Source organism: Nostocoides sp., assembly GCF_035343835.1.
GTDB classification, from domain to species: Bacteria; Actinomycetota; Actinomycetes; order Actinomycetales; family Dermatophilaceae; genus Nostocoides_A; species Nostocoides_A vanveenii.
The window spans coordinates 1-11,751 of sequence record NZ_DAOQZV010000086.1; the positions used below are offsets into that span (position 1 = coordinate 1).

The window sequence follows — 11,751 nt, forward strand, 5'->3', positions numbered from 1 at the left end:
CTCCGACCTCGGCCCCGACCGCGTTTTCGGCGTGGTCGCCGAGAGCGCGGCGCTGGTAGTCGAGCGTGTGGGCGCCCTTGTCGAAGGTGGCCTTGGCGGTGGGCAGTTTGGCGGCGAAGGCCCGATTGGCGGCGATGAACGGATCGCTCGTGCCGCAGTCGAGGCGCACGGGCATACGGGAAAGCACGTCGGTGCGAGCGAAGACGTCGTGGGCGAGGAAGTCCTCGCGATCGTCGAATGCAGCCTGGGCGCTCTTCCCCGGGTCGATCCACTGGCGCTCGCACGCGAGCGCGCAACTCGACTGGCTCGCCGCGCTCACCTGATTCAGCCGATGGTGACCTTGTCGCTGACCGTGTCGGCCGCACCGCCGGCCGTTCCGGTGACGGACACGACCAGAGCCGACCCCCTGACCGCCGGGGCCAGCCGCGTCGCGACGATGCGCAGCAGGGCCGACCCATCCGTCGCCAACGATCGTGTCTTGTAGGCCCCCGAGACGACCGCGCTCGTGATGTCGGTGGTCCCGGCGAAATAGCGAACGCGCACGGCCGCGGTCCCCTTGGTCCCCTTGACCATCAGCGGCTCCCTTGTCGCGCCACGGTTGTAGACGCGAACGTATGCCGTGGCGCTCGCCCCGACCTTCGCCAGCCGCTGGGTGATCGCCTGGGGCGGCTGCGCGGTTCCGGCCCCGGTGAACACCCCGGTCGAACTGGGCCGGATCGCGAGGTCGGCCAGGTGCCCGGGTGGGGAAACGGCATACGTCACTGTCGTGGTCGTGATATTGCCGGCGCCGTCGGTAGCCGGGATGGCGACGGAGCGCAGTCCGGGCCACGCCGTGTCCAACAGCCTGCCCCACTGCCCTTCTGCACCACAGGTCGCCAGAGAGGAGCCGCCCTTGTCGGTGCAGCTGAAGTCGAGGGTGGCCGAGGATTGGAAAGGAACCGCCACGCCGGGCGCCGGCGATGCGACGGTGACCTCGGGCGCGATGACGTCCGGCGCGTCGAAGACCATCGCCCGATAGGTGTAGTTCGGTGATGTGGCGTTTCGGTCGGTCAGGCGCCAGACCACCTGACCTGTCGGCGAGACCTCGTCGGCGATCGCTTGCGCCCCCGTCGCCCAACCGAGCACCGTGTTGCCATTCGGCAGTCGCTGCGCGGACCCGGCGAACCAGCCGTAGCGTGCGGGATCGTAGGACCAGACCAGAGTGGCCGTGCGCGCCACCGGGTCCAGGGCATACTCACTCACCCGCGTACTGGGACGGGTGATGGGTGGGCCCGAAGGGTCCGCCGGGTTGATGCACATCGGTGTGGAGAAGGCGTCGGATCCGTTGTCGTAGAGCAGAATGTGGCCGTTCGGCAACTCGCTGGCCGTGTGCTGTGCGCACGGACCACCGGGGTAGGGGTCGTCGACAAAGGTGAAGTCGCTTTCGCGCCCACCGAGCTTCCAGACGATGTCGCCGGGCTGGAATCCGTCGTGGGCCACGCGCGCGATGCGCAACACCGAGCTGAGGTGGCGGAAACTGGCGATGAAGTCGCGCCCGTCGTGGGAGACGACGACCGAGTTGACATGGGCGTAGTCCGCATAGGTGTTGAGCCGGACGGTCTGCGCCGCCAGCGAGCTGCTCGTCCATTCGAAGACAATCCTGGCGTCGCCATCTTGCTCCTGGATGACGGAGTCGGTCTTGCCGGTGGCGGCATTGGGCTCGTAGGCCAGCAGGACGATGTGGCCGTCGGGCAGGAGGATCGAGTCGTGCATATCGGTGTCGACGAGCCCGACGGTCTCGTGCGTGGCCACCTGGCGGAAGCTCTGGTCGAACTCCACGATGTGGTTTCCGCTGCGCCCCGGGGTCGTCGTGGGCTGGGCGACGGTGTAGTGGCCGTTGGGTTGACGGCGGAAGTCGTTGGTCCCGGTGGGATAGCCGCTCGCCCAGGCCGGCACTCCGAGCCGGTCGACGATCGCGAGGAAGTACTTGTCGCCGGCAAACCACTTCGTCGGGGCGATGAAGACCTTGCCCGGCGCGACCGCCGACGAATTGACGACTGCGTCGAAGGCGGGAAACTCCGCGGGCAGGTAGTAGAGCGAATGCCGTTCCAGCCCAGCGGAGTCCTCGATCATCACACTGATCTCGTCGCCGGCCACGAGACCGGTCAGGGTAGCTGTGCCCCCGGCGGCCGGCCTGCCGTTGACCCACACGCGACCCGCCGGGTCGTCGGTCGTCGCGGACACGATGACCGTTCCGTCCGAGGCGGTGGTCGTCGTCAGTCCGTACCGGTCGATTCCCGGCGCGAACTCGGGGTACATGCCCAGCCCGCTTCCGCTGACGCTGAGCGTATGCAGCGGTGACGCCTGGGCCTCGAAGCCGAGGACCGCCTGGGATGACGAGGTCCCTCCGAACGCCAAACAAACAAGGAGCGCACCAGCGACGAGATTGGCACGTCGAGTCATTTGTATCTCCCCCAAGCGAGTTCACCGACCGGTGCCGATGCTACTGAACGGCTCGCACGGTGTCTGTCCACCATTTGGATGACCCCGTCGGTCCGGCCGGGCAGCAGGGGCTCTCTCACCAGGCCGAGCGGATGACCCCGAGGGCGGCGGCGAGATCCAGCCCCGAGCGTTGGGCAGACTTGACGAAAAGCGTTGCCGCGGCGTGGATCTCGTCGGTCAACGGCTCCGCGGGCGGGGCCGAGACAACCGTCCCCTTGCGGCCGTTGGTCACCACGAACCCGCGCGCCTCCAGTTCGCGATACGCGCGTGCGACGGTGTTGGTCGCCAGCCCCAGGTCGCCGGCGAGTTGACGCACCGTTGGCAGCCGAGCCCCGGCGGCCAGCGCGCCCTCACGGATCGCGCCGATGACCTGGGTGACGATCTGCTCGTAGGCCGGAGTGACCGACTCCGGCGCCACTGAGAGCATCACGTCGTGACACCGGCCAGCGCGTGCGCGCGCGCCCACCTGAAGTGGTTGTCGCGCAGAGCCAGCACCAATAGCACGCCGAGAACGAGGAACGCAGCCACCGCCAGGACGTATGCCGCGGTGCCAAGCCACGCGGGCCACCCCGGCTGGGCACTTGCCCACCACACGACTGCCGCGGATCCGGCCGCGGCGAGCATGCCCCCGGAGCCGACGAGGTCCCGCAGCGTCTGGGCGCGGACAATCTCCTCCCACGCCAGGCCTGCCGCGCTACTCATCTCGACAGCGCCATCGAGGACTCGGCCTATTGCCGCGTGGATCACGCTCGCAGCCAGGGCGACGCACCCGATCAGAGCGAATCCGATCCACGCGCTCGATCGCCTCGGCGACCCGGCTCGCAGAGCCGCGACCAGGAGAATGACGGCGACCGCGGGGCAGAGAAGTGCGGCAGCGAGCAATCGGCGTTCCAGCGGCAGCACATAGTCCGCCAGCTCCCGACGGCGCAGCTGGGCAACCCGAGCCCGGCCGACGGCACCGATCGGCTGCAACTGCCCGATGCCCGTCCCGAGTGCCGCCCCGAAGGGGATACACAGGGCCAGCCAGGGCAGCCCCTCTCCCGACCAGGCCAGGAGGGCGCCGAGCACCAGATACACCACAGCAATGCCGATGACCCGGCCGCCCTGTCGCTGACCGAGACGGCGCATCAGCAGTGCCTCGTCCGCACCGGCGTCCGGAAGGGCGGCCATCCGCTGCAGGCGCCGTCTTTCCTTGGCGACGAGTTGGTCGCGGACGGCCCAGCTAACGCCGATGAGCGCAACACCGAAGAAGAGCAGGATTACCAGCCGCCCGGTGACCTCACCGAAGTGCACCTCGACGGCCCCGGCGAACATGTGCACGGCCATAGCCTGACCCCTTTGTCTCAGTTTGTATTGCTACAAACTTAGCCACCGAGGCCCGGCGGCACAAGACCTGATCCTCGGAACGGATGCGCGGGCCCGGTCATCGCCCGCGGCCGGCGCCGGCGGACCTAGCCGGCCGCGGTGATCGCCTCATGCGTGGCCAGGACGCGGCGGGCGATGTCGACGTGGAGGTTCTCGATCATTTTGCCGTTGTAGGTGACGACTCCGGTGCCTGCGCCGGCGGTCCAGGCCTCGATGATCCCCTGCGCGTCGGCCACCTCTGCCGCACTCGGCGCAAAGGTGGCGTTGCACACCTCGACCTGGCCGGGGTGGATCAAGGTCTTGCCGTCGAAGCCCATGTGCCGACCTTGCAGGCACTCGGCGGCGAAGCCCTCGGCATCACCGACGTCGTTGAAAACCCCGTCGAGACAGGCGATTCCGGCGCGCCGGGCAGCGAGGAGCGCCATCGACAGCGACATCAGGAGCGGCGCGCGTCCCGGCACAATCTGGGCCTGCAGCTCCTTGACCAGGTCATTGGTCCCCATGACGAAGCACGTCAGCCGATCGGACGCGCGTGCGATCTTCCGCACGTTGACGATCGCCTCGGGCGTCTCGATCATCGCCCAGAGCTTGGTGCGCTTCGGCGCCCGGAAATGCTTCATCGCCGTGACGAGCGATGCGACCTCCTTGGCGGTGTTCACCTTGGGCACGACGATGGCGTCCGGACCCGCGTGGCACGCCGCCTTCAGGTCCGCCTCGTGCCAGGCCGTGCCGATGCCATTGACCCGTATGGTGATCTCCCGGCCCCCATAGTCACCGGACTCCGCTGCGGCACAAGCATTCTCGCGCGCCACCTCCTTGTGGTCCGGGCCGACGGCGTCCTCCAGGTCGAGGATCAACGCATCGACGGGCAGGGTCTTGGCCTTCGCCAACGCCCGCTCGTTCGAGCTGGGCATGTAGAGGACGGAACGCCGCGGACGGTAGGCCGGAGAGCTCATTGCGCCTCCCCCTGCACAGCCGGCGCGTAGAGCGCCGCCAACTCGGGATCGCCGGCCGACAACTGCTCCGCCAGCGCGAGGATCACCAGGCACTGCTTGAGCGACGCGTCGTCCTCCATCTTGCCGTCGAGCATCACCGCCCCCGTGCCGTCGCCCATCGCCGCCTTGACGCGGCGAGCGTGGGCGACATCCGCGGCGCTCGGCGAGAACACCTTCTTGGCAATGGCAATCTGGGCCGGGTGCAGCGACCACGCACCGACGCACCCCAGCAGGAAGGCATTGCGGAACTGGTCCTCGCAGGCGACGACATCCTTGATGTCACCGAAGGGTCCGTAGTAGGGGAAGATGCCGTTCAAGGCGCAGGCATCGACCATACGGGCAATGGTGTAGTGCCACAGATCCTGTTGGTAGACAACACGATCGGCGTTGATGGCATCCTCGACGCCGACCGGCGGGTCCTGTCGCACGAGATAGCCGGGATGTCCGCCACCCACGCGCGTCGTCTTCATCCGCCGGTCCGCGGCGAGGTCGGCCGGCCCGAGCGAGATGCCCTGCATACGCGGCGAGGCGGCGGCGATCTGCTCGACATTCGCCACGCCGCGCGCGGTCTCGAGGATGGCGTGCACGAGGATCGGCCGGGTCAACCCGGCGCGCGCCTCGAGCTGCGCGAGCAGTCGGTCGACATAGTGGATGTCCTCGGGGCCCTGGACCTTTGGGACCATGATGACGTCGAGCTTGTCGCCGATCTCGGTCACGAGCGTGACGACGTCGTCGAGCAGCCAGGGGCTGTCCAGGCTGTTGACGCGGGTCCACAACTGCGTCGCATCGCCAAAGTCGGTGGCCTTGGCGATCGCCACCAGACCCGCCCTCGCCGCCTCCTTGTTGTCCGCCTTGACGGCGTCCTCGAGATTGCCGAGGAGGACATCGACCGTCCCCACAAGGGCCGGGATCTTGGCCGCCATCTTCTCGTTGCTCGGATCGAAGAAGTGGATCATCCGGCTGGGCCGGGCGGGAACCTCGCGGACGGGCAGGGGGGCCCCGACCGCGAGCGGGGCGAAGAAGTCCTTGGCGCTGCGCATGTTTTGGACGCTAGCAGCGCGCCCCACGAGAACCCATATGGGACAGTGTCGATGTGACCGAGCCCGCATCCGCAGCGCCATCGGCGCCCGCCGCGACCGAGCCACCGCCACTCAATCTGAGCAAGCTGCTCGCCGACGGCTTGGCCAAGAGCGACGTGATCTGGTTGCGCACCCCGGACCGCACCCAACTGGTCTGGCACGCCTATGACCGCGACGCCATCCTGGTCGTCACCGGCCCGGGCGAGCAGACCATCGCTCCCCTCCCGGAGTCGGTGGATGTCGTCATCCGGAGCAAGGACACCGGCTCCCGGCTGCTCACGATCTCATGCGTGACGCTCATCCTCGACCCGTCCGAGCCGATGTGGGAGACGGCCGCTGCGGCGCTCGCCGCTGAACGCCTCAACGCCACCGACGACCAGATCGAGCGCTGGCGCACCGAGGGCACCATCTATGTCCTGCACCCGTATGGCGCCCCCACCGACCGCCCCGGCGCCTATCCCGCCACGTCGGGAGCCGCCCGATTCGCTCCCGGCCGCGCGACGACCTCCAGGCTGCGACCTCGTCACCTCGGCGGCCGCTGACGCGCGTGCCGCGTCAGCGCGCGGCGCTCACCCTTGCGTGCGGCATTGCCGTATGCCTGGTGGGTAGCCTGGACGCGTGAGTGCCCCTTCCCGCGTCTTCGTCGCCCGCCTGGCGGGGCTCGCGGTCTTCGACCCGCTGGGCGACCGAGTGGGCACGGTGCGCGATGTGGTCGTCACCTTCTCTCAGAATCGCCGGCCCCGGGTGATCGGCCTGGTCGTCGAAGTGGCTCGCAAGCGGCGCGTCTTTCTCCCGATGACCCGGGTGACCTCCGTCGAGGGCGGGCAGGTGATCACCACCGGGCTGGTGAACATGCGCCGTTTCGAGCAGCGCCAGAACGAGACGCTCGTGCTCGCCGAGCTCTTCGAGCGACTCATCCAGGTGCGCACCCCGTCCGGCGTGGTCGAGGCGACCGTCGAGGACATCGGCATCGAGCGAGATCGCACCCGCGACTGGTCGATCACCAAGGTCTTCTGCCGCGAGGGCCGGCCGCAGGCTGGGCTGGCCCGCCTGGGCCGTCGCCGGAACACGACCTTCGTCGCCTCCGTCGAGGACGTCACCGGCCTGCATATGGCCGGCTCAGAGCAGTCGGCAGCGCTGCTTCTGGAGACCTACGAGGATCTCAAGCCCGCGGATCTGGCCGAGGTCATCCACGACTTATCGCCCAAGCGCCGGGCCGAGGTCGCCGCCGCCCTCGATGACGAGCGGCTGGCCGACGTCATCGAGGAGTTGCCCGAGGACGACCAGATCCAGATCCTCGCCAGCCTGGAGACCGACCGCGCGGCCGACATCCTCGAGGCGATGGAGCCCGACGACGCCGCCGACCTGCTCGCGGAACTCCCCGAGGAGCAGCAGGAGCAGTTGCTGCAGTTGATGGAGCCGGACGAGGCCGCCGATCTGCGGCGGTTGCTCGCCTATGACGAGAACACCGCCGGTGGCCTGATGACCACCGACCCGATCATCCTCGGGCCGGAGGCGAGCATCGCCGAAGCGCTCGCCCTGGTCCGCCAGGAGGAGTTGCCGACGGCGGTCGCCACCGTGGTCTTCGTCTGCCGGGCGCCGCTCGAGACCCCGACCGGCAAGTACCTCGGCATGGTGCACATCCAGCGGCTCCTGCGCGAGCCCCCGCACGCGAGCATCGGCTCGATCATCGACAAAGACCTCGAACCGCTCTCGCCGAACGACCCGCTGGCCGGGGTCACGCGTCAACTGGCGATCTACAACATGGTCAGCCTGCCCGTCGTCGACGAGGCGGGCCACCTGCTGGGCGCGGTCACCGTCGACGACGTGCTCGATCACATCCTTCCCGACGACTGGCGCGAGGAGCGGCACGGGGTGACTCATGGCTGAGCGCCGGATCCGGCTCGATCAGCCGCAAGAGCAGGGCCGCCGCTGGAGCGCGCCGTCCTTCGCCAATGAGGAGTTCTTCGGGGCTTTCGCCGAGAAGTTCGCCCGCTTCATGGGGACCTCCTACTTCCTGATCGGCATGTCGATCTTCGTCGTGGTGTGGGTGGGCTGGAATCTCGCTTTCACCACCAAGCCCTGGCAGTTCGACAAATACCCCTTCATCTTCTTGACCTTGATGCTCAGCCTGCAGGCGTCGTATGCCGCGCCCCTGATCCTGCTCGCCCAGAATCGCCAGGCGGACCGGGACCGGGTGGCCCTGGAACAGGACCGAGCCCGCGACGAGCGCAATCTCGCCGACACCGAATTTCTCACCCGCGAGGTTGCGGCACTGCGGATCGCCTTGCGGGACAGCGCAACTCGTGACTTCGTCCGAAGTGAGCTGCGGATGTTGCTGGAAGAGCTGGAAGGCCGCGAGGACTCGGTCAAGAAGCGCGCCGAGCGCAAGGCCAAGCGCAAGGAGCGCGCGAAGGCCAAGGCGAAGGCGAAGGCCCGCGCCGAGCGGCTCCGCGCGCAGACCGCGGCACTCCAGAGCGATGCCACGCGCAGCGCTGGCCCGCACGGTCAGGCGCCAGGCGCCCCATAGCCGCGCGGGGCACACGACAAGCCCCGCAGCTCGGCCTGCCGCCCGCTCGAGGTGTGACGACAAGCGGTGTGGCCGCACGGCATACGGTAAGCCCGTCGGCCCTGGGCGGCCGAGGCGATGTGTGGGACAGATCGCGCCCGGAGGCGGCGCTGCGAATGCAAGCCCGATGCCGGCTGACACGTAGTCTGGCCGGGTGCCCGAACAGCCCACCCTTGCCGCCCTGCATGCCGCCCTGGCCACCGTCGATGATCCGGAGATCCGCAAGCCGATCACCGATCTCGGGATGGTCGACGAGGTCCGCATCGATGACGACGGCGCGGTTTTTCTGCGCATCCTGCTGACCGTCGCGGCCTGCCCGCTCAAGGACACCCTGACCAAAGATTCGACCGCCGCGCTGATGAAGGTGCCCGGGGTGAGCAGCGTGCGTGTCGACCTCGGCGTGATGTCGGACGAACAGCGCGCAACCTTGCGCTCGACCCTGCGCGGCGGCGCCCCCGAGAAGGAGATCCCCTTCGCCAAGCCCGGCACCCTGACCCGCGTGTATGCCATTGCTTCCGGCAAGGGCGGCGTCGGCAAGTCCTCCGTGACGGCAAATCTGGCGGCCGCGCTGGCTCAACAGGGTCTGAAGGTCGGCGTGGTCGACGCCGACATCTACGGCTTCTCCATCCCTCGCATGCTCGGGGTCACGGGGACGCCGACCCAGGTCGACGACATGATCCTGCCGCCGATCGCCCACGAGGTGAAGGTGATCTCGATCGGGATGTTCGTGCCGGGCAACCAGCCGGTCGTGTGGCGCGGACCGATGCTGCACCGGGCGCTCAACCAATTCCTCGCCGACGTCTTCTGGGGCGATCTGGACATCCTGCTGCTCGACCTGCCGCCGGGCACCGGGGATGTCGCGATCTCGGTCGCCCAACTGATCCCGAACGCCGAAATCCTCGTCGTCACGACGCCCCAGACCGCGGCAGCGGAGGTCGCCGAGCGGGCCGGGTCGATCGCCGTGCAGACCCGCCAACGGATCGTCGGGGTGGTCGAGAATATGTCGTGGCTGGAGTTGCCCGACGGCAGCCGGCAGGAGATCTTCGGGTCCGGCGGTGGGGCCGCGGTGTCCCAGTCGTTGACCCGGTTGACCGGCGCCGATGTGCCCCTGCTCGGTCAGATCCCCCTGGATACGACGCTTCGGGTGGGCGCCGACGAGGGCACCCCGGTGGTGCTGGGCAACCCCACTTCGCCCGCGGCCACTGCCCTGCGCGCGATCGCCAAGGGACTCGGCACGCGCTCGCGCGGACTGGCCGGCCGCTCCCTCGGCCTGTCCCCCACCGCCCGCTAACGACTCCGACGGGTAGGGGCGAAATCTGCGCGCTCGGCCGCCGAACGCCGAGAATGCCAGCGTTGTGCCGTCCGTGCCTGGTTGTCGCGCGAGGTATCAGAGCTGGGTCCCACGCTCTGCGTGGGCCGAAGGAGCGAAGAACTTCGTGGGGTGACTTTTAGGTGGCGTCCGCGTCGAAGGGCGTGGGGCGGCGGACGTCCGCCGCCGGGGCGAGTTCACCGGACACGACCTCGCCCGTGCCGATCTGGCCGGCGGACTCGCGGACGCTCGACAACTCGTCGCGCACCGGGTTCCACGCAGCCTCGAGCGGCTCCCGCAAAGCGTCCCGGACGATCTTGCGAGGGTCATAACTGCGCGGGTCGTACTGGCGCCAGTTGATGTCGTCGAACTCCGGACCCATCTGCTCGCGCAGTTGCGACTTGGCGGAGTCCGCCATCACCCGCATCGAACGGATGCCGCGGGCCAGCTTCGCGGCATACTCCGGCATCCGCTGCGGGCCGATGATGATGACCGCGAGGATGAGGATGACGAAGAGTTCGTCCCAGCCCATGGGCATGTGTGGTGATCCTCGTCCTTCTCGCGACTACTTCTTCGCGGCCTGAAGCGTCATTGTGACATTGATCGTCTGCTCGCCGCGGCGCACCGTCACCGGCACCGAGTCGCCGACATTCTTGGCGCGGATGGCCACGATCAGATCGTCGGAGTCCGCCACCTCCTGGCCGTCGAAACGGACGATCAGATCACCGGGCTTGATGCCTGCCTTGGCCGCTGGGCCGTTGCTGGTGACCGGCTGGGCACCGTTGACGGCGGTGGCCCTGACCTTCGCACCCGGACCGGCGTAATCGGGATCGAGCATCACGCCGATGATCGGGTGCTCCGAGGTCCCGGTCCTGATCAGCTGGTCGGCTGTCTTGACGACCTGATCGCTGGGGATGGCGAAGCCCAGGCCGATATTTCCCGCGCTGCCTTGACTAGCCCCCGGCGGGGTGGCGATCGCGGAGTTCACGCCGATCACCTTGCCGGCCCGGTTGATCAGGGGGCCACCACTGTTGCCCGGGTTGATGGCCGCGTCGGTCTGGATGGCGTTGATATAGGACCGGCTGCTCGAATCGCCGGCAACCACCGGCCGGTTCACCGCCGAGACGATCCCCGCGGTGACGGTGCTGGTCAGACCGAGCGGGGCCCCCATGGCCAGCACCTCTTCGCCGACCCGCACGTTGGCGGAGTTGCCCATCGGCAGCGGCGTCAGCGACTCTTCGCCCGTAGCCAGGACCGCGACGTCGTAGTTGGGATCGGTGCCCACGACAGTCGCCGACAGCTTGCGGCCGTCCGCAAGGAGCACGGTGATGCTGTCACCGACGCCCGCGACGACGTGGTTGTTGGTGATGATGTGGCCGGCCCGGTCGTAGACGAACCCCGATCCGGTGGCTCCGGAGGTGCCCGTCGAGGCACGGATGGTGACGACGCTCGGAAGGGCACCCGCGGCCAGGCTGGCATAGCCGGCGGCCGAGCCGCCGAGTTCGGTGCGGGTCAGGCCGACGCCGAGCGCGCCGCCGGCCAGCGCGGCGACGACGCCGGTGACCGCGGTGACCCCCATCAGGGCGGGCCAACTCGGCCCCTTGCCCCGACCGGGCACGTATGCCGTGAGGTCACCCCCCGCAGCCGGTGCCGGGAGGTCCGCTGCCGAGACACCGTGGACGCTCCCAACAGGAGCCGGCGCCCCAGTCGATGATGAACCTGAGGTAGAGGTCCACGGTGGCACAATGGGCGGCCCCCACGCCGTCGGGATCGGGGCGGTGCCGGCCACGGGCTCCCCGAGGCCCTCGCTGCCGTGTTGGCCCCACTGAGGCTGGCCGTCATGGGCCTTGGCCCCTTGAGCTTGGCCGCCCTGGGTCTGGTCGCCCTGGGCGTGGTCGCCCTGGGCCTGGCGCCCCTGCGGCTCGCCCCCGATCGGCCGGCCCACGGAGCCCG

11 protein-coding genes and 1 pseudogene are annotated in these 11,751 nt (G+C 68.9%); 4 read left to right on the forward strand and 8 right to left on the reverse strand.

The window, feature by feature from the left end:
* From PKH97_RS07985 to PKH97_RS08010, 6 genes and pseudogenes are all read right to left on the reverse strand, one after another.
* Nucleotides 1–319: pseudogene (locus PKH97_RS07985) on the reverse strand (hypothetical protein); the annotation flags it as partial.
* A 5-nt stretch (nt 320–324) separates the two neighbouring features.
* Nucleotides 325–2,442, reverse strand: coding sequence for an aryl-sulfate sulfotransferase (locus PKH97_RS07990; protein WP_324386879.1), 2,118 nt, complete (start codon nt 2,440–2,442; stop codon nt 325–327).
* A 115-nt stretch (nt 2,443–2,557) separates the two neighbouring features.
* A complete protein-coding gene (locus tag PKH97_RS07995; RefSeq protein WP_324386889.1) occupies nt 2,558–2,908 on the reverse strand; it encodes a GntR family transcriptional regulator in 351 nt (116 codons plus the stop codon).
* On the reverse strand, nt 2,908–3,807 hold the full coding sequence (locus PKH97_RS08000; RefSeq protein WP_324386880.1) for a hypothetical protein: 900 nt from the start codon (nt 3,805–3,807) through the stop codon (nt 2,908–2,910). Before PKH97_RS08000 ends, PKH97_RS07995 begins: the two co-directional genes overlap by 1 nt.
* Nucleotides 3,808–3,932: 125 nt before the next feature.
* Nucleotides 3,933–4,802, reverse strand: coding sequence for a CoA ester lyase (locus PKH97_RS08005; RefSeq protein WP_324386881.1), 870 nt, complete (start codon nt 4,800–4,802; stop codon nt 3,933–3,935).
* On the reverse strand, nt 4,799–5,881 hold the full coding sequence (locus PKH97_RS08010; RefSeq protein ID WP_324386882.1) for a CoA ester lyase: 1,083 nt from the start codon (nt 5,879–5,881) through the stop codon (nt 4,799–4,801). The genes PKH97_RS08005 and PKH97_RS08010 overlap by 4 nt, the downstream gene beginning before the upstream one ends.
* A gap of 53 nt (nt 5,882–5,934) precedes the next feature.
* Here PKH97_RS08010 and PKH97_RS08015 point away from each other — a divergent pair, with 53 nt between their 5' ends.
* The 4 genes from PKH97_RS08015 to PKH97_RS08030 all read left to right on the forward strand — a co-directional run bounded on the left by PKH97_RS08015 (nt 5,935) and on the right by PKH97_RS08030 (nt 9,780).
* Nucleotides 5,935–6,462 carry a hypothetical protein gene (locus PKH97_RS08015; protein WP_324386883.1) on the forward strand — a complete coding sequence of 176 codons (528 nt, stop codon included), beginning with the start codon at nt 5,935–5,937 and terminating at the stop codon, nt 6,460–6,462.
* 76 nt (nt 6,463–6,538) lie between these two features.
* Nucleotides 6,539–7,810, forward strand: a complete 1,272-nt coding sequence (locus PKH97_RS08020; protein ID WP_324386884.1) for a CBS domain-containing protein — start codon at nt 6,539–6,541, stop codon at nt 7,808–7,810.
* Nucleotides 7,803–8,450 carry a DUF1003 domain-containing protein gene (locus PKH97_RS08025; protein ID WP_324386885.1) on the forward strand — a complete coding sequence of 216 codons (648 nt, stop codon included), beginning with the start codon at nt 7,803–7,805 and terminating at the stop codon, nt 8,448–8,450. Before PKH97_RS08020 ends, PKH97_RS08025 begins: the two co-directional genes overlap by 8 nt.
* Before the next feature lie 193 nt (nt 8,451–8,643).
* A complete protein-coding gene (locus tag PKH97_RS08030; RefSeq protein ID WP_324386886.1) occupies nt 8,644–9,780 on the forward strand; it encodes a P-loop NTPase in 1,137 nt (378 codons plus the stop codon).
* A 157-nt stretch (nt 9,781–9,937) separates the two neighbouring features.
* On the opposite strand, the gene PKH97_RS08035 is transcribed toward PKH97_RS08030, so the two are convergent.
* Nucleotides 9,938–10,336 carry a twin-arginine translocase TatA/TatE family subunit gene (locus PKH97_RS08035; protein WP_324386887.1) on the reverse strand — a complete coding sequence of 133 codons (399 nt, stop codon included), beginning with the start codon at nt 10,334–10,336 and terminating at the stop codon, nt 9,938–9,940.
* 27 nt (nt 10,337–10,363) lie between these two features.
* Nucleotides 10,364–11,377, reverse strand: coding sequence for a trypsin-like peptidase domain-containing protein (locus PKH97_RS08040; protein ID WP_324386888.1), 1,014 nt, complete (start codon nt 11,375–11,377; stop codon nt 10,364–10,366).
* Nucleotides 11,378–11,751: the final 374 nt, after the last annotated feature.